General features: G+C 38.5%; 19 protein-coding genes and 6 tRNA genes. 16 read left to right on the forward strand and 9 right to left on the reverse strand.

The window, feature by feature from the left end:
- Positions 1-7: 7 nt before the first annotated feature.
- The 3 genes from dapE to ACB088_RS00885 form a co-directional block, all read right to left on the reverse strand.
- Positions 8-1,144, reverse strand: coding sequence for a succinyl-diaminopimelate desuccinylase (gene dapE, locus ACB088_RS00875; protein WP_056483376.1), 1,137 nt, complete (start codon positions 1,142-1,144; stop codon positions 8-10).
- A 125-nt stretch (positions 1,145-1,269) separates the two neighbouring features.
- On the reverse strand, positions 1,270-1,413 hold the full coding sequence (locus tag ACB088_RS00880) for an entericidin A/B family lipoprotein (protein ID WP_003655297.1): 144 nt from the start codon (positions 1,411-1,413) through the stop codon (positions 1,270-1,272).
- Positions 1,414-1,531: 118 nt separating this feature from the next.
- On the reverse strand, positions 1,532-2,416 hold the full coding sequence (locus ACB088_RS00885; RefSeq protein ID WP_375037756.1) for a DUF1853 family protein: 885 nt from the start codon (positions 2,414-2,416) through the stop codon (positions 1,532-1,534).
- A 104-nt stretch (positions 2,417-2,520) separates the two neighbouring features.
- Between ACB088_RS00885 and ACB088_RS00890 the strand changes: the two genes are divergently transcribed.
- From ACB088_RS00890 to ACB088_RS00925, 8 genes are all read left to right on the forward strand, one after another.
- Positions 2,521-2,892, forward strand: coding sequence for a YbaN family protein (locus ACB088_RS00890; RefSeq protein WP_375037757.1), 372 nt, complete (start codon positions 2,521-2,523; stop codon positions 2,890-2,892).
- A 117-nt stretch (positions 2,893-3,009) separates the two neighbouring features.
- Complete coding sequence (gene elsL, locus ACB088_RS00895) at positions 3,010-3,513, forward strand: cell wall-recycling L,D-carboxypeptidase ElsL (RefSeq protein ID WP_375037758.1); 504 nt, start codon at positions 3,010-3,012, stop codon at positions 3,511-3,513.
- A 207-nt stretch (positions 3,514-3,720) separates the two neighbouring features.
- Positions 3,721-3,796: transfer RNA gene (locus ACB088_RS00900), tRNA-Val, on the forward strand.
- A 24-nt stretch (positions 3,797-3,820) separates the two neighbouring features.
- Positions 3,821-3,897, forward strand: a tRNA-Asp gene (locus ACB088_RS00905).
- Positions 3,898-3,945: 48 nt separating this feature from the next.
- Positions 3,946-4,022: transfer RNA gene (locus tag ACB088_RS00910), tRNA-Asp, on the forward strand.
- Positions 4,023-4,111: 89 nt separating this feature from the next.
- Positions 4,112-4,187: transfer RNA gene (locus ACB088_RS00915), tRNA-Val, on the forward strand.
- Positions 4,188-4,223: 36 nt separating this feature from the next.
- A tRNA-Asp gene (locus tag ACB088_RS00920) sits at positions 4,224-4,300 on the forward strand.
- Between the two features lie 66 nt (positions 4,301-4,366).
- Positions 4,367-4,442: transfer RNA gene (locus ACB088_RS00925), tRNA-Val, on the forward strand.
- A gap of 471 nt (positions 4,443-4,913) precedes the next feature.
- Here the strand turns inward: ACB088_RS00925 and ACB088_RS00930 are convergent.
- The 4 genes from ACB088_RS00930 to yccS all read right to left on the reverse strand — a co-directional run bounded on the left by ACB088_RS00930 (position 4,914) and on the right by yccS (position 11,402).
- Positions 4,914-5,699: a YdcF family protein gene (locus ACB088_RS00930; protein WP_080027716.1), complete on the reverse strand. Its 786-nt coding sequence runs from the start codon at positions 5,697-5,699 to the stop codon at positions 4,914-4,916.
- Between the two features lie 114 nt (positions 5,700-5,813).
- Positions 5,814-8,396 carry a PepSY domain-containing protein gene (locus ACB088_RS00935; RefSeq protein WP_375037760.1) on the reverse strand — a complete coding sequence of 861 codons (2,583 nt, stop codon included), beginning with the start codon at positions 8,394-8,396 and terminating at the stop codon, positions 5,814-5,816.
- A 155-nt stretch (positions 8,397-8,551) separates the two neighbouring features.
- Entirely contained in the window at positions 8,552-9,127 is a 576-nt protein-coding gene (locus ACB088_RS00940) for an SdpI family protein (RefSeq protein WP_005036343.1), read from the reverse strand.
- A gap of 100 nt (positions 9,128-9,227) precedes the next feature.
- The gene (yccS, locus tag ACB088_RS00945) at positions 9,228-11,402 is read right to left on the reverse strand and encodes a YccS family putative transporter (RefSeq protein ID WP_375037761.1); all 2,175 of its coding nucleotides are present in this window, start codon (positions 11,400-11,402) and stop codon (positions 9,228-9,230) included.
- Between the two features lie 126 nt (positions 11,403-11,528).
- On the opposite strand from yccS, the gene ACB088_RS00950 reads away from it, so the two are divergent.
- Positions 11,529-12,743: a multidrug effflux MFS transporter gene (locus ACB088_RS00950; protein ID WP_199990736.1), complete on the forward strand. Its 1,215-nt coding sequence runs from the start codon at positions 11,529-11,531 to the stop codon at positions 12,741-12,743.
- A gap of 25 nt (positions 12,744-12,768) precedes the next feature.
- On the opposite strand, the gene ACB088_RS00955 is transcribed toward ACB088_RS00950, so the two are convergent.
- Positions 12,769-13,476 (reverse strand): nitroreductase, encoded by a 708-nt coding sequence (locus ACB088_RS00955; RefSeq protein ID WP_375037762.1) that lies wholly within the window; start codon positions 13,474-13,476, stop codon positions 12,769-12,771.
- Between the two features lie 509 nt (positions 13,477-13,985).
- On the opposite strand from ACB088_RS00955, the gene ACB088_RS00960 reads away from it, so the two are divergent.
- The 6 genes from ACB088_RS00960 (at position 13,986) to sbmA (ending at position 20,107) form a co-directional block, all read left to right on the forward strand.
- On the forward strand, positions 13,986-14,189 hold the full coding sequence (locus ACB088_RS00960) for a hypothetical protein (protein WP_375037763.1): 204 nt from the start codon (positions 13,986-13,988) through the stop codon (positions 14,187-14,189).
- Positions 14,190-14,373: 184 nt separating this feature from the next.
- Positions 14,374-14,514 carry a hypothetical protein gene (locus ACB088_RS00965; protein ID WP_132071758.1) on the forward strand — a complete coding sequence of 47 codons (141 nt, stop codon included), beginning with the start codon at positions 14,374-14,376 and terminating at the stop codon, positions 14,512-14,514.
- Between the two features lie 99 nt (positions 14,515-14,613).
- Entirely contained in the window at positions 14,614-16,089 is a 1,476-nt protein-coding gene (locus ACB088_RS00970) for a sodium:alanine symporter family protein (protein ID WP_004639031.1), read from the forward strand.
- A gap of 169 nt (positions 16,090-16,258) precedes the next feature.
- Positions 16,259-17,233 carry a patatin-like phospholipase family protein gene (locus ACB088_RS00975; protein ID WP_307012654.1) on the forward strand — a complete coding sequence of 325 codons (975 nt, stop codon included), beginning with the start codon at positions 16,259-16,261 and terminating at the stop codon, positions 17,231-17,233.
- A 204-nt stretch (positions 17,234-17,437) separates the two neighbouring features.
- Positions 17,438-18,673 carry a threonine ammonia-lyase gene (locus ACB088_RS00980; RefSeq protein WP_045435365.1) on the forward strand — a complete coding sequence of 412 codons (1,236 nt, stop codon included), beginning with the start codon at positions 17,438-17,440 and terminating at the stop codon, positions 18,671-18,673.
- A 237-nt stretch (positions 18,674-18,910) separates the two neighbouring features.
- The gene (gene sbmA, locus ACB088_RS00985; RefSeq protein WP_375037764.1) at positions 18,911-20,107 is read left to right on the forward strand and encodes a peptide antibiotic transporter SbmA; all 1,197 of its coding nucleotides are present in this window, start codon (positions 18,911-18,913) and stop codon (positions 20,105-20,107) included.
- 39 nt (positions 20,108-20,146) lie between these two features.
- On the opposite strand, the gene ACB088_RS00990 is transcribed toward sbmA, so the two are convergent.
- The gene (locus ACB088_RS00990) at positions 20,147-20,896 is read right to left on the reverse strand and encodes a DUF4850 domain-containing protein (protein WP_375037765.1); all 750 of its coding nucleotides are present in this window, start codon (positions 20,894-20,896) and stop codon (positions 20,147-20,149) included.
- Positions 20,897-21,020: 124 nt separating this feature from the next.
- Here ACB088_RS00990 and ACB088_RS00995 point away from each other — a divergent pair, with 124 nt between their 5' ends.
- Positions 21,021-22,085 (forward strand): DUF1176 domain-containing protein, encoded by a 1,065-nt coding sequence (locus ACB088_RS00995; protein ID WP_375037766.1) that lies wholly within the window; start codon positions 21,021-21,023, stop codon positions 22,083-22,085.
- The last annotated feature ends 26 nt before the right edge of the window (positions 22,086-22,111 follow it).

A 22,111-nucleotide genomic window follows, 5' to 3' on the forward strand; every position in this document is an offset into this window, starting at 1 on the left:
TTAATTTTTATTTAGCTAATAAATTTTCTAAAATTTGTTCATAAATATCAGTCAGTGGATCGAGGTCATGTACGTCAACATGTTCATTAATTTGATGAATTGTTGCGTTAAGAACGCCTAACTCCAATACCTGTGCGCCTGTTGGAGCAATAAAACGTCCGTCAGAAGTACCACCACTTGTTGAAAGCTCAGTTTCAGTGCCAGTTACATTTAAAATAGCAGTTTGAGCCGCATTAACGAGTTCACCAACTGGCGTCAGGAAAGGTAAACCAGAGAGATTCCAAACGATTTCATACTGTAAACCGTGTTTATCTAAAATCTCATGAACACGTTGTTTAAGCTGTTCAGCAGTCACTTCTGTTGAATAACGGAAGTTAAAAGTAACTTCTAAAGTACCTGGAATTACGTTGGTTGCACCAGTTCCAGCATGAATATTTGAAATCTGAAATGATGTTGCTGGGAAATATTCATTTCCATTATCCCAAACGCTTTGGCATAGCTCTGTTAAAGCAGGTGATGCTTCATGAATTGGGTTTAGTGCTAAATGTGGATAAGCCACATGGCCTTGTTTACCTTGGACCTTTAATACAGCATTGAGGGAACCACGACGCCCATTTTTAACAATATCACCTAATTTATGAGTACTTGAGGGTTCGCCGACCAAACACCATTTAATTTTTTCATTACGTTCTTCAAGAGTCTCAATAACCTTGACCGTACCGTTAACCGCAGGACCTTCTTCATCAGAAGTAATCAGAAATGCGATGGATCCTTTATGGTCTGGATGTTTCGCTACAAAACGCTCAGATGCGACAACCATAGCAGCCAAAGCTGTTTTCATATCAGCTGAACCGCGACCGTATAATTTTCCATCGCGAATTTCAGGCGCAAATGGGTCTGAATTCCATGCTTCTAATTTACCTGTCGGGACTACGTCAGTATGACCTGCAAAACAAAATACAGGTTCTTCAGTTCCGCGACGTGCCCAGAGATTATCTACCTCACCAAAACGCATTGGTTCAATATGAAAACCAACTTGGCTTAAACGGTCTGCCATGATGGTTTGGCAAGTGTGATCAATTGGAGTAACAGAAGGTTGTTGTAAAAGTTCTAGGCTAAGCGAGAGAGTATCTGAATGGTTCATACCGGAAATTGCGTGCTGATCAGGTGAAATATAGTCCGATATAATAGGCGAATCTCTACCTGATGGGTACGTAAAAATAAAAAAACCTTATCGGAATGATAAGGTTTTTTAGTGACAACTCTAACTTACATTTTATCTTGTGTTTTTTCAGCAGTATTCGTTACAGCATCACCTGCTTTAGAAACATCTTTACCAAAACCCTTAAACGTATTACAGCCTGTTAAAACAACAGCAATCATTACAGAAGCAGCTAAAACTTTTTTCATCATTTTCTCCGTTTAAATTTAATAATGAAGTAAATTTAGATTAAAAAACAAACGGAAAAAGAAACATGACTGTTTAATAGTAAAAACGTTATAAAATGTTTCTGGAAGCTTAAAGTTATTGTTAATTATTTGAATTTCTGAATGTTGACTTAAATTTTAAGTGTGAAGGGTGTCTAAACATATAAAACACAACCTCCTGACCATTTTTACAATATAAGCCGTCTGTCCACCAATGTGCTGGGGCGGAACTAGGTTGTTTATTTGGACACAGCCATTCGTGCCTTTCTAATCGATAAAAAGAGGAATGAGGAATTGTGGTGCCCCAATATCCCAAACGACGCTTTAAATTGACCCAGTCAGGTAGGGGCTGCTGCAAATTTAAATCTAAAGGGAGATAAAGTTGTCCCTTTAAAACTGCAAAGCGTTGATGAATTTCAAAGTTTAATGCTTCAGGAAACTGAAATTGTTTGTTGGTAAAGTGGTAAAGCTTTTTGCTTAAAGTATCCTGACGGTTCAGGCCAATCCATTGTTCTAAATGTAAATCTGCCTCACCGAGATAATATTTTAAGGCGACCTCCCAATGTTCAATTTTTTGAGTGTCTTTATTTAAAATTAAAAAATCCAGCTCGCCTAATGTTTTTGCCCCCTCAATTTTTTGAATACTATGTCCCAATAATTGATAATGATGATACTGATCTTCTTGTAACCAAAACCAGAGTAGATGTTCAAAGCGTAAACCTAAACGTGTACTTTTAAGCTGAGATAAAAATTGAAGTAGGGGTTCTGGTGATTCATCAAGTTGTTTTAACCGTGGTAAATAATCTTGAAAATGATCTTCCCATACTTTATCGCTATGCAAATTAAAGTGATGCTGGATAGATAAACTTGTGGGTAATTGGCAAAGTAAATTTGGGCTGGCAATGCAAAAAGCGAGTTGTCGAACGATAGGATGTTGAAATTGAAGCCATGGCTCGAAATAGGACGTTTTAACTGAGGCAATATTCATACATTTAATACTCGAAGTAATTCATCCTAATTTCATAACGGATCAACAAAAAAACATTAGAAAAACACTTTATACTAACGCCAACAGCAGGTTAAGGTTTATATATGCGAACATTGTTCTGGCGCTCTTTAGTCGTGATTTTTATCACGCTAGGCATTATTGGAGCAATTTTACCAGGTATGCCGACAACAGTGTTTTTGATTCTGGCTGCTTGGGCTGCTTCAAAAGGCTGGCCACAAATGGATGATTGGTTGTTAAATCACCCTAAATATGGACCAACATTACGTAATTGGCGAGCCAATGGCACAGTACCTCGTAAAGCGAAGTGGATTGCAAGCATAATGATGGCAATTAGCGGAATTATAATGCTATTTACTTCAGCGCCACTTTTGGTCAAGGCTTTTACTGATATTACTATGTTCATCGTTGCAGTTTGGTTATGGCTACGCCCTGAGCCAGAAAACAAAGACCACTAATATTTTGTTTTTTCCCCATGGCTGTGTATAGAAATATAGGTAATGGTTAACCATTATTGAGCTGTAAAACCTAACAAATATATTCAAAAGTGATATTCAGATAAGAGAATAAGTTCAATGACTCAATTTAAACTCGAAGATGCTGATGTTCTCATCGATTTAGCAAATCAAACGTTAACTTTGCCTAAACATAATAAGTTTTATGTCGTCTCTACCGGAAAGAATGGAATTGGTGAGCAGGAAAACACGGGTAGAACACCACGTGGATGGCATAGAGTGGCTAAGAAAATTGGTGCAGAGTCTCCCCAAAATGCAGTTTTTATCGCACGTAAGCCAACAGGGGAGGTTTATAACACTGAGTTAGCTGCCCAATATCCTGAACGAGACTGGATACTTTCTCGTATTCTCTGGTTAGATGGCCTAGAGACTGGGTTTAATAAAGGGGAAGGCCACGACACTATGCAACGTTATATCTACATTCATGGAACTCCAGACACGCAACCAATGGGGGTGCCAATGTCACATGGGTGTGTTCGAATGCGTAATGAAGAAATCATTGAGCTATTTAATTTAGTTGCTGAAGATGCATTAGTTTATTTATCTGAACAATCTTTAACCTGAGTGCGAGTTTTATCTATTCTTGGTTCGCGGTGTAAATGCAGAAAATATTGAAATAAGTGTTTAAATAAAATACAAAAAATTGTTTTTTACTTAATAATGACTTATTTTTAATCATTCATTCGCATTTTTTTAAAAAGAAGTCGAAAAGCGTTTGACACCTGTTAAAGATTCTCTATAATGCACCTCACAAACGATGAAGACGTTAAAGGGCGCTTAGCTCAGTTGGTAGAGCGTCTGCCTTACAAGCAGAATGTCGGCGGTTCGATCCCGTCAGCGCCCACCAAGCCTTTACGTTAAGCTCTCAAGTGCAGCGGTAGTTCAGTTGGTTAGAATACCGGCCTGTCACGCCGGGGGTCGCGGGTTCGAGCCCCGTCCGCTGCGCCACTTAAGACTTAACATCGTTTTACCCCACAATTTCGATATTGTGAAAGTGCAGCGGTAGTTCAGTTGGTTAGAATACCGGCCTGTCACGCCGGGGGTCGCGGGTTCGAGCCCCGTCCGCTGCGCCACTTTTCAGTTCGGGTTGTGTTTGGAAGATGATTTGAGATGTAAAAATCTTATATCAAAAAATTAATGAATAATTAATTTTTTCTTCTTGGGGCGCTTAGCTCAGTTGGTAGAGCGTCTGCCTTACAAGCAGAATGTCGGCGGTTCGATCCCGTCAGCGCCCACCATATATGTGACCATGCTTTATTTTAAAGTATTGTAGTGCAGCGGTAGTTCAGTTGGTTAGAATACCGGCCTGTCACGCCGGGGGTCGCGGGTTCGAGCCCCGTCCGCTGCGCCATTCTCTTGATTCCCTTGTCTAGAGAATGTAGAGTATAAAGATACATTCGTTATCTTTTCTCATTAAGGGCGCTTAGCTCAGTTGGTAGAGCGTCTGCCTTACAAGCAGAATGTCGGCGGTTCGATCCCGTCAGCGCCCACCATTATTTCATTCCGAAAGTTAAATTTTTCCAATATTTAAGTTGCTTATTTATTTGTAATTCTTAATCTGTATTTGAATTCTTTATATAAGTCACTCTAAATTTAGTTGTTCTATTTTAAAGCTCAATGTTTATATCTCCAATTGACTAAAAAATCATTAGTTAAGTTATGTCTTATTTGGATAAATGACTTTTGTGTTATTTAATTGGGGGCTATAGGTTTAAAACCTAACTGTGTTTAAAAGTGATTGCCTGAGTTATAGACTAAAAAATTATTTCACATAAAATTTTCTTAAAAAATTTATTTTATATTTTTATTGAATAGACTTCTCTTATATTAAATTTGCCATGTAATGACTCAAATAGAGCTTTATATATTTCATAAGCTTACTAGGTCTATTTCTAACGAATAACAATACTTTCTTGCGTAAAAAAACTACTATTTTTTAATAGCAGTTTTGAAATAAGTCATTCTTAATATTCGTTAAAAAACCATCCACTTGCAAAAGCGAAATATTCTCGTAACCAAGAATTGTAGCGAGTAGCTAATGGTGTTTCAGCAGCCACTGTATAAACTTGCGTATAACCTTGTTTTTTAGCAATAGCTGCTGCTCGTGGAGTGTGAAAATCGCTTGTCACAATAGCTATCGGTTGGTCGAGGGTAATGTGGTGCTGTGCTAATAGTGGTTTACTATTCATTAGATTAAGTTCAGTACTTGTACTTTTATCTTCAAGTATCATTCGTTCTTTTGCTAAATGATAATGTTGCTCTAGATAACGAGACATTACTAATGCTTCGCTTTCCTTTTCTGAAAAATCAAGACCTCCCGTTACAACAACTTTTGCTTGGAGTTGTTTTAGAGCAATAGGGGCGGCCGTATCTAAACGTTTTGCAAGAGTTTTGGATGGCTGACCATTTTCTACCCCACTACCTAATACAATGATTGCATTTACTGGAGGGAGATTTTGACTTGTCTCTTTATTCTCTTTAATAAAATCAAAGAAATAGCCTAAGCTAATTAGCCATATCCAGAGGCATAACCATCCAAAACGCCAAAGTGTGTGTAAGCGATAATGATAGAAGAAGAAACGCTCTAAATGATAATAAAATAAAGAATAGAGGCAGAAGAAAGCGCCCAAAATTAAAGGGATAATTGTGCCGACATTAATTTTATTGAGACAAATTAGAACCAATCCATCTAGAAATAAAATCGAACCAATGATTGCTAGGAAAATACGGATCCACTTACTGACTTGCATTGTGTTTACAGTTGCAATTTAAATTGCAGACAGTGTATGCAAAATCATTCTGAATGCAATAAAAAACCGAGTAAAGCATCTGTGCCATTACTCGGTTTTCTGATTTATTGGCCTTTAATAAACATCACGGCGATAACGGCCTTGTTGTCTTAATTCATCTACCTGTTCATCACCTAGAATTTCAACCAGTGCTTGGTCGACTCCGCTTGCCATACCATCAATACTACCGCAAACATAGAGAACAGCGCCGCGCTCTATCCAGCTTACTAATTCTGCTGCATTCTGACGGATTACATCTTGAACATACACGCGTTGTTCTTGATCTCGGGAAAATGCTAGATCTAGGCGTTTTAACATTCCTGTTGTTTGCCATGCTTCAATAGTTGATGCATAGAAGAAATCACATCCTCTTTGACGTTCACCAAAGATTAACCAGTTTTCAGTGTAGTCATGACGAGTACGTGTATGTAACAGGCTCATTAAACCTGCAATACCGGTTCCGTTACCAATACAAATAATAGGGCGGTTGTCATCAATAAGATGGAATGATTCATTGGTACGAATACGCAAAGCAACGTCATCATTGACTTGAGTATGTTGAGTCAGCCATCCAGAACCTAAACCTAAATTACCAGACTCATCATGCTGTTGACGAACAACTAAACGAAGCACTTGCTGAGAAGGAATACTCGCAATTGAGTACTCTCGCGTTGGTAAGTTAGGAAGCTGTTCCAATAAATGATCTAGATTAGCAAATGGTTCAATTTCACCAGTTAAGTCTTTACTCCAAAGCACTTTCTCAATTGAGATATCTAATGAGTCAACTTTGGAATTTTTAAGAATATGATGCTTCTGCAAGAATGCGTGAATACGTTCAGGGCTATTACCAGGCTGAATTTCAGCAATATCACCCGCTTGCCATATTGCTTCGTGCTTTGCGTTAAGCTCAATATTATAAGCAGGTTGCCCTAAGCTATTTGGATTGAGTAAGTCACGTTGTTGTAATGTCCATGTATCAAAAACTTTTTCTAAATTTACAGCGTGCAAATCTAATTTAGTTGCTTTCGCGAGTGCTTGATTCCAGTTTTGAATATCCGCTAAGTGTGCATTATCAACTTCAATTGTATTAAAGAGGGCATGAGCACCATTAGTTTTAAGCCAAGCATCTACTGCATGACCAAAGCTACAATACGTATCAGGATATTCTTTAGAACCTAGCGCCAAAACAGCATAGTTCATGTGCTTAAGATCCAGATTCACTTTTAAAAGCTTTTTAGCAAAGCTTGTAGCGAGGTCGGGAGCATCACCAGTACCGTATGTACTGATTACAAATAAAACCTGCTCATGCTGCTCTAAATCAGATTGTGTTAGCTGCTGTACAGGTTTAACCAGAACTGGCTGATGAGCTTCTTGTAAACTTGTTGCTGTACTCCAAGCAAGTTGTTCTGCTACGCCAGTTTGAGTTGCGTAGGTAATAAGCCAAGGCTTTGCATTTGGATCAATGTATTGCCCAGCTAAAGACTGACGAGCCGCCTGTGTTAACTTTTTCTGTTTCCGGCGTTTAAGATAAAGCATCAAGCCTGTAACAAAGAATAAAGGCATTGCCAATGAAGCAAGCATCGCAACGAATTGATAAATTGGTCCAAAGAAGCTACCACGGTGCACGGGTAACATACTGCTCATGATTTTTTGATTAAGCTTTTTATCTTCGTAAAGCTCCATCTTTTCGATAGTGCCAGTTTGATAATTATAGATGGCTTGGTTGCGTGCACGTTCGTGTTGCGGGGTAGCATCGACAAAACTTAATTCAATTTTTCCATCATCTTTTTTCGGTAAGTTCAATGTTAGTGTCGAATAATCACGTCCGACCTGACTATTGAATCCACTCCATGTTTGATTAAGTACTGTAATGAGTTGAGTATTATCTAACTGAGGCTCTGATTTTTTATCAGTATTATGCTCAGATCGTTTATTTTGTTGCATTCCTCGATTTTGAGGAGCGGAGCCATGACCTTGTGGTTTGGATTGTTCAACTCCCATCACTTTGAACATGCCGCTGCGCCACCAGTCATAAGACCAATATAGACCTGTACATGCGAATAGTAGATAAAAAACAATAACCCATGTCCCAACAACAGCATGTAGATCCCAAATAAAATTTCGGCCTTTCAATTTTGGTTTAACCGCGAGCCATTGACGCGCAGAATGCTTTTTAGGCCAGCGTAAATATAATCCACTCAGTACAAAGTAAATTAACATTAAGGCACAAGCACCAGTAATTTGCTTACCAACTTCGCCTGCGGTCAAATTACGATGAATTTGTTGTATTAATAACAACAGTTTTCTGCCTTTAACATCGGGCAGAACCTGAGCATTATAAGGATTCACCATCATATTATAGCCACGGCGTTCACCTTCTTTTTCAATATTGACAGTAGAAGAGGTGGTCGGATCCTTGGCAATCGTAATGCTATTAATTTTAATTTCAGGCTGAGTCGTATTGAAATGTTGATATAGCTGAGCAGGGGTTAATTTTGGAGTGCTTTCAGCTTGAACAACATAACTATCAGAGTTTACCCATTTTAAAATTTGTTGGTCATAAGAATAAATTGCACCTGTTACACCCATAATGGATAAGATTAGGCCAGCAGTAATACCCAGAAACCAATGAATTTGAAATAAAATTTTTTTAAACATGGTCGAAAATGTAAATATGATGGAGATCTTGTAACGAAGTATAGCCGAAGATTGAGTAGATAATATGGATTTTGGAGATAATATTAATTTTCATTATCATTTGTTTTTACTGCAATAAAAAACCTCCATAAGGAGGCTTTTTATGAAATCAAAACTTACAGAGTTTTCGGTTCGCCTACAGCTTCTTTTAAATGCGTGCGAATCGTATTGAACGAGAAGTTTTTAGAATCCATGCGCTTAGGTAAAATATAAGCACCTTGTTGTTCTTGGCCTTTTGGATCTTTTACTTTGAAATTTACCAAGATGAAATCAGGTCCATTGTACCATTCGTAGATATTTTTCCATCCAATTGTACCAACGCCTTCTTGTTGGCCCATTTTTTGGCGCATCACAATACCATGAGGCTGTACACCTAAACGAATACCTTTGATTTCCTGTACCGGAAATTCATTCATTTTGCGTTTAACGTACCATTCTAATCCGTATTTACGACCTAGGTAGTAAAGTACTACAGCGACAATAGCAACCCAGCAAAAAACAGTAGAGTAGTTCTTAATAAAAATAAGACCTAATATAGCTAGGGCTAAAACTACACCCATAATTGCCCAAATTTTTGTGCTGATTTTATTGGTGCTGCGCCAGATAAGAAGCTGTGCATTACGTTGTTCAGCTTCTGACACGTCATATGGAACAGGCTGAAGCGTATAAGCGTATAAAGTTTTCGCGGTCATAGTGCAAATAACAAATTGTAAACTGTTTTAAGTTTAGCACTAATTGGCATAAGTCAGGAAAGGATATTATGCCAATTTAATACTAAATTCCGATGCAAATTTATAATGATGCAAGCTCACTGGCATCATTATCAAGATCATGACTTAGCCGTTGTTTTAACATACTAAATCGGTTCAATACCCCAAGCATGAGCGAGAGCTGCTGTAAAATAATGAGTGATTTTTGGTCATTTTCATCATTTTGGCTTAGACGCTGACGTATCGTTTGGAGCATATTTTGTGCTGTAAGATCAGGCATCTCATCTCTTAAGAGAGCTCCTTGAATATCATCTAGCGCTTGGTCTAATAATTTAAGAACAGCTTGATCCTGAAGGCTTTCTCGATGTGCCCCAAGTGCCGCGATATAGCTTAAAAATGTATGGTTTAAACATAAAAATTCAAAAATATCGGATTTACGAGTTGGGTCAAAGTCTGGCTCAGTCGCTAAAGTGGAAATAAGTGAAGCTACTTCAGCATCTGTATTGTGTGCAGCTCGACGTACAATTCGGTAATTCAGCGCATGATTATGGCCTTCATGATATTGTTTGACGACTTCAGCTAAATAATTACATTGAGCTTGTAATGAACGTCTGATGTTGCGAGGTAAACGACGGAACTTCCAGTCGGGCCAAATAAATGTCACGCCAAACCAAGCTAAAGCACAACCAATTAAGGTATCTAAAAATCTTGGAATGGCCGCAGCCATTGCTGAACCGTCCAGATTAAAGTTAATTAATGCCAAAATTGTAATAAAGGCAGTTGCTTGCGCATATTGTTTACTGCGTAACTCAAAAAACAGTACTCCACTTAATATCAACATAAATAGTTGCCCTTCAGTTGAAGGAATTAAGAAGATAATCGCAAGACCTACAATAATCCCAACTAACGTTCCAACAATTCGTAGACGTAAGCGGCGCTTGGTAGCGTTAAAATTAGGTTGGCTTACAAATAGAGCTGTAAGCATAATCCAATAACCATATTCAATATTGGTCATTTGGATGAGTACATATCCAATAAATAAAACAATCGATACACGAATCGCGTGGCGGAACAGCACAGATTCGGGAGTTAAATTTTGTTTTATCCGGATGACAATATCATTCCATCCTTGTAAATCATCATCTTTAAGCTGGTTTTCGGCTTGTTTTACTTTATCAGATTGAATGTGTTGTTCTGTTTCCAGATTGAGTAACTGGGAATCGATAGATTTTAAGTTTTGGTATAAAGCGAAAAGCGCATTTACCCATAAAAGGTCATAATGCTGATCACGACGTAACTTTTCTAATGAGAGGCGTAGGTTTTCAAAGCTTTGTTTAAACCTTTTATTATGGTTATAAGGTTTACGTTGTAAAATACATTCATTTAACTCTTGGCAAGCTTTGCCTTGGATCGCCAAAATTCGCTGGAATCTAAATAAAATATCACTGTGCTGAAAAATTTTGGCTAACTTTTGATAGTCGATATGAGCGGAGTCAGCACGCTCATGAATGTCTTGAGCGACAAAATAATAATGTAAGCTCCGGCGCGTATCTTTTTGTCCACGGTCACCTTTTAAACGAGTTAATAAAGCTGTTTTTAAGTCGTTAAAAATCGTAATTAACTTACCGTTTTCTAATGACAGTTCGATCATACTTTGCTGATAGCTGGCAGCAGTCATATCTACATCAAACAAATTTGATTTTGCAAATAGAAAATCACCTAGGGATGCATAAGATGCAGCTAGTTTGTCTTGGAGTTGTCGAACCGGAAATAGTAAAAAACTAATAGTTGCAATTAAGCCATACCATGCAGCACCTGCAACTAAAAGGGCTGGTTGAATATACCAGTGGTCGAAGAGATGAACACCTAGCATGGTATAGACTGAAACAACCAAACATCCATAAGAGATGGTTGCGTAACGACGTCCTAATGAACCCAGTAAAATCCAGCCAATACACGAAGCAATCAATCCCAAAGCAAAAGCCATTGGGTAGGGGAAAAGTAATTGTACGGAAGCGGCGGTAATGAAGAACCCAATATAAGTATAAATCAGGTTCATGATTCGTACTGAAAAGCGATCATCAATATCGCTTAAACCGGCTGCAACCACACCTAAAGTAAGTGGAATTGTTGCTAATTGATAGCCCAGAAAATAAGGCACGAAAGCAGTTCCTGAAAAGGCTATCAGCATTCGCACGTTATACATAAATGTTGTGTTATAAGTCGCTCTTTTTAGGCGTTTAAACCAAGATTTCAAAGGAAGTCCTTGCTGATCAACCTGAGGATAAAGGATTTGTGTATTTCTACACCAATGTTGCACAAATCATACGATAGACAGTGTAAGCTTGTCTGTATGCAAATGATTGAAAAATGAAATATCGTTATGTCTGAACAAACAGCCCAGCGTCAATACTCTATTGGCTGGATTATGTTGCTCGCTTTACTTACGGCTTTAGGGCCATTATCCATCGATATGTACTTACCTGCTTTGCCACAGATGGCGCATGATTTTGGGGTAAGTACACAAATGGTGGCCAATACACTACCAGCTTACTTTTTTGGTTTAGCTGTTGGGCAGCTGGTTTATGGTCCTCTAAGCGATCGGATTGGTAGAAAAAAACCACTTTATTTTGGTCTCGCACTTTATGCAGTCGCAAGCTTATTTTGTGTATTGGCTACAAATGAATGGGGCTTGATTGCTGCTCGTATTTTGCAAGCTTTAGGTGGCTGTGTTGGTGTGGTTATGGCCCGTGCAGCCATACGCGATAGATTAGATGTTCAAGGCTCGGCACAAGCTTTTTCAAGCATGATGATTGTCATGGGGTTAGCACCTATTTTGGCACCTATGATTGGGGCATGGATTTTAATTTGGTTTCCGTGGCAAGCGATTTTTATTGCGCTTTCAATCGTGGGAGTCATATGTTGGTTGTGCGTACATTTCTTCTTTAAAGAGACCTTGGCAATCGATAAAAGACTCAAGCTGTCACCATATCAAGTCGTTACCCTCTATGGGGCTATTTTCAAAGATGCGAGTTTCCGCTTACCTATGTTTGCAGGCTGTTTAACAGGGGCGGCGCTATTTTGTTATATCAGCTCAGCACCAGCAGTTTTTATGGATCAATACGGACTGAATCAGCAAGAGTTTGCTTATGTCTTTGGACTAAATGCTTTTGGTATTATGTTGATGTCATCTTTAAATAAGCATTTAACATCACGTGTTGAAATCACTAAACGGTTAAAGGCAGGTTCACTTGTACAAGTGACTGGAGCCATTATCGTATTTATTGCGGGTTTAATTCCTGCTGCGCCTTTATGGCTTGTTATGTTAGGGCTATTTTTAGCTATTTCAGGCATTGGTCTAACAGGACCAAATGCAATGGCGCTGGCAATGTCCAAACAAGGTGCCCGTGCAGGAACAGCCAGTGCAATTATGGGAAGTATGCAATTCGCTTGTGGCCTCTTGGGGGGCGTGCTGCTTAACTTCCTCATTTGGTCTGCATCGCTCAACATGGGCGTGATGATGGTGTTATTTACGCTGAGTGGGTTCGTTGTCGTTTTAAAAGCGGCGCAACAAGTAGAAACCAAGCCATTCTCATAGTTTTAAAAGAATGGCGACTTAGATTTTATTCGTCTAGAAAAACTGTGAAATTTTCGACAGGTTCTCTAGGTGTAATGAAGGTATTTACAATGTGATTAGGATCAGCATGACCTAACGCAATTGCACAAACTAGCTCTTCATCATCTGATGCACCCACCATATCTAAAACAATAGGGTGAAAATGGTTCCAAGCTGCTTGTGGGCATGTATCTAAACCACGTGCCTTGGCAGCAACCATCACGTTTTGGATCATCATTGCGATATCCATTTTAGACCCGATTCCCATGGTTTTATTTACTGTAAAGAAAAGGCCGGCTGGTGCATCAAACAGTTTAAAGTTACGTAACTGTTGTTCAGCCATTTTTTCTTTTTCGCCCTTTTTAATTTCGAGTAGACCATAGAGCCCCCAACCATTTTCGCGGCGGCGGTCAATAAAAGGGGATATCCATTTTTCAGGGTAATAGGCAAAAGTTTCTTTATATTGTTCTGCAAGTTCCGGGTTTTTTGAAACTTCGATTTGTGCTGCACAAACACGTTCAACCATTTCATTACGCTTGTTGCCTGTTACTACATAGACTTTCCACGGTTGAGTATTTGTTCCAGAAGGTGCTCGACTTGCGACTTGTAATATATCTTTAATAACTCCTGACTCAATTGGAGTATTTAAAAAAGCGCGGACAGAATGTCGAGAAGTGATAGCTTCATCAACGAGACGAACTTGTTCCAGATTCATGAGATACTCCTATATCTTTGTCTTAAATATTTCATACTTTACTGAAGCTTAATTTCATGTTTTGAAAGTACTTCATTTATAAGCAAAAAATATTAGAAAAGAGATATTCTTACAGGTATGATAATTTAATTAGTTTAGACATATTGTCTGATTAATCATAATTCGAATATGCCACTTTAGATTTAAATAGACAAAATAGTATGATTTTGTCGGTTATAAAAATAAAAGCATAACAGTGAGTGGATGAAAAATATTCAATTGAAAAAAAGGTATAATATGTTTAAAAACAGTACAAAACGGATAGTTTTATATAAAATATGACCATTTTTTATATAAAATTTTAATGAAAAATATACACAAAACTTTAAATTTCTGCATAATACCGACTTTTTTACGCAGGTATGATTTCTCCATACTCACGTTAGGAAATAGTGGCTGCAAACAAAATCCCTTTACAAAAAGGATTTAGGTGCAGAAATGGAGAAATACACGAGGTATAGGAGCTTTACATGAGTCTACCACTCATCAACAAGCAGTTCATGAAACAAGGATTGGCGATTACCATTGCAACCATGAAAATGAACGTAACTCACGCAGCTACTGAGCCACAAAAAATACAACAGCTTAGTACAGGTCTAAATGCACTCTTCTTTGATCATGGAGAAAAGAGCGCAGATAGTCGCGTTATGGCGATCGCTTGTTACAGTCTTTGAAATTTATATCCAGTTTAGACATTTGCTCAAAAGTATATGTAAATATGCTTATTGGCTTAAATCCAGATTTTGTATAACTCGCTTGATTGATGGGAATCATTAGACGAGTTTATTTAGCGGTGGTCATTTGTTAGTTTCCAAGTTTTTAGCTGAGTCGATGCATACTGTTTTTCCAAAAGCGGAAATTTTCAGTAGTGCAATGATACTATTTTGTCTGAAGGTAGCTTTCTCTCATGCAACCTTCAAAGGCTTAGTGTTGGGCATGATGTTGCTTAAGCTTGTGACGATAATTGCTATTCAATTGACATTAAAAGTTTTTTCTTGAATTTACTGAAAAGTCCCGGTTTCTAGGGGCTTTTTTGTTTATTGCAGTATTTTGGCATGTGCTTTTAGCACATTAGCAAGGAACGTAAGCGGACCGAGTATGAATGAACAACTCAATGCCACACTGATGTCGTGGGTAAAATTTTTTAATGACCCTTTATGGGACTTTTTGGTTATTTTCTTGCTGGCTGTAGGTGTTTTTTATACGGTCTTAACAGGAGCAGTGCAAATTCGCATGTTCTTGCAAAGTATCCGAGTGATGAAAAGCAGTCGTACAGAAGGCGAAGATGAGCATGGTCTTACACCTTTTCAGGCGTTTGTAACAGGCCTTGCGAGCCGTGTTGGGGTAGGTAATATTGCTGGTGTAGCAATTGCCATCGCAATTGGTGGTCCTGGTGCAGTGTTCTGGATGTGGGTAACAGCTGTTCTTGGTATGAGCTCTGCTTTTATTGAGTCTACGCTTGCTCAACTATTTAAAGTTCGAGATAGTAAGACTAAACAGTTCCGCGGTGGACCAGCCTACTATATTACTCAAGGTTTACGTAGTAAAACCTTTGGTGTGGTCTTCGCACTTGCATTGATCTTTACCTATGGTTTCGTATTCAACTCAGTTCAAATCAATGCGATTGCTAATGCATCATCACATGCTTGGGGTTGGGACAAAGCTAATTTTATTGCTCATTTAGGTGGCGTTGATCTAGAAATTTCATGGGTTGGCCTTGCTCTTGTAGTTTTAGTGGCATTGGCAATTTTTGGTGGTATTAAGCGTATCGCTAAATTTGCAGAGATGTTTGTACCTTTAAAAGCAGGTCTTTATCTATCTGTTGCTCTATATATTGCAATCAGTAACTATGCAATTTTGCCTGATATTTTAAAGCTGATTGTGACTGAAGCTTTCAATTTTAACTCTGCTGCAGGTGGTTTCTTTGGTGCGGCAGTATCAATGGCAATGATGCAAGGGATTAAGCGTGGTTTATTTTCTAATGAAGCCGGTATGGGTTCTGCGCCAAACGCAGCGGCTGCATCTGATGTAAAACATCCTGTAAACCAAGGTTTGGTACAAATGCTCGGTGTATTTGTAGATACTTTCATCGTATGTACAAGTACTGCAATCATCATTTTGGTTTCTGGTGTTTACCAAGATGCAGGTTTTGTCGGTGTTGAATTAACACAACGTGCCTTAGAAACTCAAGTTGGACATTGGGGCTCAGACTTCCTTGCAGTTTTATTATTCTTATTCTGTTATTCAGCTGTACTAGGTAACTATGCCTATGCAGAAGGTAATGTACAGTTTATTAATAACAATCCGAAAGTCATGTTCATCTTCCGTATTTTTGTATTGGTGATGGTGTACTTCGGTGCAATTGGTAGTGTTCCACTCGTTTGGTCTATGGCTGACTTGTTTATGGGTATCATGGCAACCATTAACTTGATTGCAATCTTACTGTTAACGCCGATGGCGCGCACATTGTTGAAAGATTACCGTGAACAATTGAAAAAAGGCATTAAAGAGCCTGAGTTTAAAATTGATAAGTATCCGGAATTGAAAAAGAAAGTTGATTCAGATATCTGGTAAGTTAAAAAAGGCCTCTTATAAATAAGGGGCCTTTTTCATAGGGGGATAGATAAAATACTTGAGTCTAAATTTTAAACATGACAAATTAAATAAATTCGATACAGCTTTTCACAAGACTAGCAACTAAAATTGCAATCCGAACTTAAACCTCATAGTGCGAAAATAGGCCATGAAACAGCTTAAATTGTGGGTTCTCGGACTCTCTATGGTGTTGGCAGGCTGCCAGACCACTACACACTTATCTGCTGCTCTAAAACCGCAAACAGCGGAGGCTTATGCTCGTTCTGTCGATCAGCCATTTGCACGAATTAAAAAACAGCAAAAACGTCCAGTTGTTGCGCTCGTACTGGGTAGCGGTGGAGCACGAGGTTATGCTCATATAGGCGTCATTGAGGTTTTGGAACAACATGGTATTCGACCCGATTTTATTGTAGGTACCAGCGCCGGTAGTATTGTTGGAGCACTTTATGCAAGTGGTAAAAGCCCTTCTGAATTACGTGATACTGCATTAAAAATGAAAGCTGGCGATGTGCGAGATATTAGTATCGGGCTAAAAGGTTTTTTTGATGGCAAAAAAGTAGAAAACTACGTTAACGAGCAAGTAAACAACATGCCACTCGAAAAAATGAAAATCCCAATGTATGTGGTTGCAACTGAATTAAAGCATGGCACTAAAACTGTGTTTAACTATGGTAATACTGGGCAAGCTGTAAGGGCTTCGGCTTCAATTCCAAGTATGTTTGTACCAACTAAAATAGGTAAATCTGAATATGTCGATGGCGGTTTAGTGAGCCCTGTACCTGTTGAAGTCGCTCGCGATTTAGGTGCTGATGTCATTATTGCTGTTGATATTTTAGCTCAGCCTATTTACACAGAAACCTCGAATGTCTGGGGACTGTTTAACCAGAATATTAATATTATGCAAGGTCGTCTAGCGGCAGAAGAATTACAATATGCGGATGTTGTTATTCAACCGGATTTAAGAGAAAAAGCGCATATTTTTGATGTGAAAGGTCGTGAAGCTACTATGAAATCTGGCATAGATGCAGCTAATGCCAAACTTTCCGATATTCAATTTGCTATTGATGAAAAAATAGCTGAACAGAATATGTCTACTGAAGGGTTAAGTGCGCAAACTCAATAATTTAACGTTAATCTTTTGAAAATTAAATAAAAAGCCTGAGTAGGGCTTTTTTTTATGCGAGTTTAAATCCTTAATTTTTGGAATAAAAATTTTTGTATATTAGGTACATGTTGGATATGCTGAAAACTCTGATGACCAATATGAAATATTGAGGTCATTTTTAAAAAATAATTGATTTGTAATGTATTGAGGCTGACTAGATAAATGATACAGCAACAGGTTAAAAATGGGTTTCCAACATTAGATGATGTTCATGCTGCCGCAGAGCGTTTGGAAGGTTTAGTCGTAAAAACTCCTTTTGTTTTCTCAGAAACCATTTCTAAAACCTTAGGGGCTGAAATGTGGCTGAAATTTGAAAACTTACAATTTACAGCTTCTTTTAAAGAGCGTGGGGCACTGAATAAACTGTTGTGTTTATCTGACCAAGAAAAACAACATGGTGTTATTGCAGCTTCGGCAGGCAATCATGCACAAGGCGTAGCGTATCATGCTCAGCGCACAGGGGTAACAGCGACCATCGTGATGCCGAAATCTACACCTAATGTAAAAGTACAGCGAGTGCGTGAATATGGGGCACGAGTGATTTTACATGGACAAGACTTCTCAGAAGCTGCTGCTGAAATGCACCGTGTTGCACAAGAAGAATCTTTAACGATTATCCACCCATTCGATGATGCAGAAATTATTGCAGGTCAAGGGACTATTGCGCTTGAAATGCTTGCAGCTGTACCTGATCTAGACATTTTAGTTGTACCTATTGGTGGTGGTGGCCTAATTTCAGGTATTGCGATTGCTGCCAAAGCCATAAATCCAAAGATTAAAATTATTGGGGTGCAATCAGTTGTATACCCAAGTATGGCAAAACTACTGTGCAATTATCAGCATGCAGTTTCAATGGGTTCTACAGTTGCTGAAGGTATTGCTGTAAAAACTCCGGGTGAGCTTACAACTCAAGTTGCTAAAGAATATGTCGACGATATTGTGGTTGTCACCGAAGACATGATTGAAGAGGCAATTGCGTTGTTACTCAATATTGAAAAAACAGTATGTGAAGGGGCAGGTGCAACAGGTATTGCTGCAATTATGTCGCGTCCCGATCTATTTTTAGGCCATAAATTGGGTGTGGTGCTGTCTGGTGGCAATATTGATACACGCGTTATGGTTTCAGTATTACAACGTCATTTAACGCGTACAGGTCGTATGGTCCGTATTCGTGTTGAATTGCCGGATAATCCAGGTGCTTTAGCTCGTTTAACCGCAATTATTGCTGAGCAAGGCGGTAATATTTATGAACTACGCCATGAGCGCTTTGCGGCAACAAGTCGTGCAAAAGAAAGTGCCGTAAGTGTTGACGTTGAGCTTAAAAGCGCCTCAGACTTAGATTTGCTCATTCAGGCAATGCAGTTGGAAGGTTATATTGTTCGTAAAGAAGAGATTTAATCTCTGATATTGCTGTGTTATAAAAGCCGTATATGGCTCTATCGAGGGTCATATACAAGGCAATTTAAATGGATTAAATTGCTCAAAAGGGATGAATTTACAAAAAAACGATCAAATCCTTCAATGAAACGAGAAAAACTGACAATTCTCTAAACTTTATTCTTCACAATTTTAAGGTTTAGGTTTTAGTATTCTCCTCATTGTAAATTTGAAGAAATATAAGGATATCCGCGCTCAATGTTCAAATCATTTTTTCCATCACCACGATATTTCTTTATATCTGCGGTCATTTGGCTCGCTTTAAATATGGTGCTCTGGTACACAGGCGGAGATCACTGGGGTGAGTATCTAGGCTTTCCTCATGGTTATGGTGAAGCTGAATTACCAGTTGGTGTAAACCGTTTTTGGTCACCTGCTTTTTTATGGTTTTATCTTTGGTTTTTAGTCTCTACCGCTCTCTTTGCTGGCTTTTGGAAAATTATTTCCAATAATCCATGGCAGCGTTGGTCTATATGGGGCTCGGCATTTATTTTGTTTAATATCTGGTTTGCTGTTCAGGTCAGTGTTGCGATTAATGCATGGTATGTGCCATTTTGGGATTTAATTCAAAAAATGCTTTCGAATGGTGGGGGAAATCTTTCGGCACTTTATAGCGAGACCTTAGTCTTTCTTTATATTGCAATGGTGGCTGTAACTCTGGCTGTGATTAATGCTTTTTTTACCAGCCATTATGTATTTCGTTGGCGTACGGCAATGAATGAATATTACACTGAGCACTGGGAGCAACTGCGCCATGTTGAAGGTGCCTCACAGCGTGTACAAGAAGACACGATGCGCTTTGCAACTATTTTGGAAGATTTGGGTGTTGAGCTGGTAAAGGCAATTATTACACTTATTGCTTTTTTACCTATTTTATTCCAACTGTCTAAACACGTTCCTACATTACCAATTATTGGAGAGTTAGATCATTCGTTAGTATGGGCGGCAATAGTCTGGTCAATTTTCGGTACTGTTCTGTTAATGGTAGTAGGTGTAAAATTACCAGGCCTTCAATTTAATAATCAAAAAGTAGAAGCGGCGTATCGTAAAGAACTCGTCTATGGCGAAGACCATGCAGACCGCGCAAAACCTGCTACCTTGCGTGAGTTATTCAGTAACGTACGTAAAAACTATTTCCGACTTTATTTCCACTATGCATATTTTAATATGACGGCGATTTGGTATGGACAACTTGATATTTTGTATAACTTGGTTGTCCTTTTCCCATCAATTGCTGCTGGTAAGCTCACATTAGGTTTAATTCAACAAATTGCAAATGTATTTGGACGTGTACGTGAATCTTTCCAATACTTAATTAGTTCATGGAAAACAATTATTGAATTACTTTCGATTTATAAGCGTTTAAAAGCCTTTGAATCGATATTACATAAGTAAAAAAAGCCCGCGAAAGCGGGTTTTTTTATGAGTTTTGTTTTAATGAGTTGCGTTATAAAAGTTGAGAATAGGGCCAACTAAAGACTGTTGCGATTTACCTAAGGTCACTTGAATCTCTTTATAGTTAAACGTGTCTTCGTCATAATATTTCGCAATACCATGTGTTTTATTGTTGATTTGGGGAATTTGATAACTAAAAAAAGCTATTTTCTTAGAGGGATGAACAGTATTGATCAGTTTTTTAGGGTCTTTATATCCACCAAACTCATTTTCAATACTTTCTTTTAACAGTTCTGGAAAATAGAGCGTTGCATTTGGCAATCCACATCCAACACAAAATGAAGAATCATAAAGCTCTATCGCTTGTTTTTGATCTGGACTCATTATTAGAGCAAAACCAGTTCCATTAGCACCTGCATTTGCTTGCACATCTTGCCAATTTCTAGGCACAAGCACTAACCCTGTTTCAGGTAATGCAAGAAGCTTAAGCTGCTTGGCATGATGAGCATCAAGCTTAAAATTAAAGCGGCAATTTTTTAGTGTGCATTTTTCAAAATCTTTAAGCAAACCATCATCTGTTGGACTCAGCGCAGTAACACCATAAAATGGGACCGTAACGCCGTTTAAAAATTTTGCTTCTCCGAGAGCGTAGAACTGATTATCTGCTTTTCGGGTTGCAGCTGAGCTATAAAACTTTGGGAAATGAGGAGTAAAGCTTTTTACTTCGGCATGTGTAATTGAAGCTGTACTCACTAACGCGACACATAGTAAAAAATATAGTTTTTTCATTTTTAAAAAGTAATCATTTAAATTTTATATCAACCTAGCATATTCTTTTAAACTAGACGGTAACCCAAAATTTTATACTGTTTTTAACTTAATAATAAAAACAGATCTATAGAGACATGAAAAAATGAAAAAAATGCTTTCAATCTGCTGTTTATCAGCCATGAGTTCTTATAGTTTTGCTCAAGACATAAAAGGCATTTCATTTTCACATCAAGAGTGGGAAATCTCTTGCAGTAATACGGGAAAATGTAAGGCCGCAGGGTATCAAAATGAAGAAAATGGTGATAATCCAGCGTCGCTGCTATTAGTACGTAAAGCAGGCCCAAAGCAAGCTGTACAGGCTGAATTTGCTTTATCAGACTATGAGCAAAGTTTGCCTTCAAGTCAGCTTAAAAATATCCACTTTTATGTGAATGGCAAAGATTTAGGCACTGTCATTGTGGATGGCGTCGAGCTGCCATTAATGGGGAAACTGAATAACTCACAGGTCAACGCTTTACTCCAGCAGTCAAAGCAGAAAACTGAAATTATATTTAAAAATGCGCAGCATGAATGGACGATTTCCGATGCAGGAATGACTGCTGTATTGCTAAAAATGGATGATTTTCAGAAGCGTATCGGAACGGTTGGTGCTTTGGTCAAAAAAGGGTCTGCTAATGAATCAAAAGTGTTGGCAGCCCAATCCAAATTAATTGTAAAGCATGTCAAAACAGCGGCTAAGCCATATTTGACGTTGCAACCAAAAAGTAAGTCGTATCAATCTGTTCATCATAGTTTAATGTCAGCTCAATCGAACCCAAAAGAGGAAGGATTTTGTGAAGGAATCTATGGTAGTAGCGATGGAGCTGAACCGCAGGAAATTGAACTTTATAAACTGACCAATGAGAAAGTTCTGGCAACTACGCTATGTTGGAGAGGTGCCTATAACGAAGGGTATGGCGCTTGGGTGCTTGATGAGTCTTTGACTGGTAAAGCAACATTTGTAGCTGAGACAGCATCGGATTTTGATAGTGGCATTATTAGCAGCGCTCAAAAGGGAAGAGGCATTGGAGATTGCTGGGCGAGTGAGGAATGGGTGTGGGACGGTCAAAAGTTTGTACATACGAAAGATATGTGGACAGGCATGTGCAAAGGTTTGGCAGCAGGGGGCGTGTGGGAGCTTGATAAAATTGAGTCTATTGTCAAATAGCTTAGTGGTCGACTAAAAATATCTTT

This window comes from Acinetobacter sp. RW6 (assembly GCF_041956835.1).
Taxonomy (GTDB): Bacteria; Pseudomonadota; Gammaproteobacteria; order Pseudomonadales; family Moraxellaceae; genus Acinetobacter; species Acinetobacter calcoaceticus.

Bases quoted from the DNA above. Each gene is read 5' to 3' on its own strand.
- dapE (WP_056483376.1), bottom strand. From the start codon at position 1,144: ATGAACCATTCAGATACTCTCTCGCTTAGCCTAGAACTTTTACAACAA.
- ACB088_RS00880 (WP_003655297.1), bottom strand. From the start codon at position 1,413: ATGATGAAAAAAGTTTTAGCTGCTTCTGTAATGATTGCTGTTGTTTTA.
- ACB088_RS00885 (WP_375037756.1), bottom strand. From the start codon at position 2,416: ATGAATATTGCCTCAGTTAAAACGTCCTATTTCGAGCCATGGCTTCAA.
- ACB088_RS00890 (WP_375037757.1), top strand. From the start codon at position 2,521: ATGCGAACATTGTTCTGGCGCTCTTTAGTCGTGATTTTTATCACGCTA.
- elsL (WP_375037758.1), top strand. From the start codon at position 3,010: ATGACTCAATTTAAACTCGAAGATGCTGATGTTCTCATCGATTTAGCA.
- ACB088_RS00930 (WP_080027716.1), bottom strand. From the start codon at position 5,699: ATGCAAGTCAGTAAGTGGATCCGTATTTTCCTAGCAATCATTGGTTCG.
- ACB088_RS00935 (WP_375037760.1), bottom strand. From the start codon at position 8,396: ATGTTTAAAAAAATTTTATTTCAAATTCATTGGTTTCTGGGTATTACT.
- ACB088_RS00940 (WP_005036343.1), bottom strand. From the start codon at position 9,127: ATGACCGCGAAAACTTTATACGCTTATACGCTTCAGCCTGTTCCATAT.
- ACB088_RS00950 (WP_199990736.1), top strand. From the start codon at position 11,529: ATGTCTGAACAAACAGCCCAGCGTCAATACTCTATTGGCTGGATTATG.
- ACB088_RS00955 (WP_375037762.1), bottom strand. From the start codon at position 13,476: ATGAATCTGGAACAAGTTCGTCTCGTTGATGAAGCTATCACTTCTCGA.
- ACB088_RS00960 (WP_375037763.1), top strand. From the start codon at position 13,986: ATGAGTCTACCACTCATCAACAAGCAGTTCATGAAACAAGGATTGGCG.
- ACB088_RS00970 (WP_004639031.1), top strand. From the start codon at position 14,614: ATGAATGAACAACTCAATGCCACACTGATGTCGTGGGTAAAATTTTTT.
- ACB088_RS00975 (WP_307012654.1), top strand. From the start codon at position 16,259: ATGAAACAGCTTAAATTGTGGGTTCTCGGACTCTCTATGGTGTTGGCA.
- ACB088_RS00980 (WP_045435365.1), top strand. From the start codon at position 17,438: ATGATACAGCAACAGGTTAAAAATGGGTTTCCAACATTAGATGATGTT.
- sbmA (WP_375037764.1), top strand. From the start codon at position 18,911: ATGTTCAAATCATTTTTTCCATCACCACGATATTTCTTTATATCTGCG.
- ACB088_RS00990 (WP_375037765.1), bottom strand. From the start codon at position 20,896: ATGAAAAAACTATATTTTTTACTATGTGTCGCGTTAGTGAGTACAGCT.
- ACB088_RS00995 (WP_375037766.1), top strand. From the start codon at position 21,021: ATGAAAAAAATGCTTTCAATCTGCTGTTTATCAGCCATGAGTTCTTAT.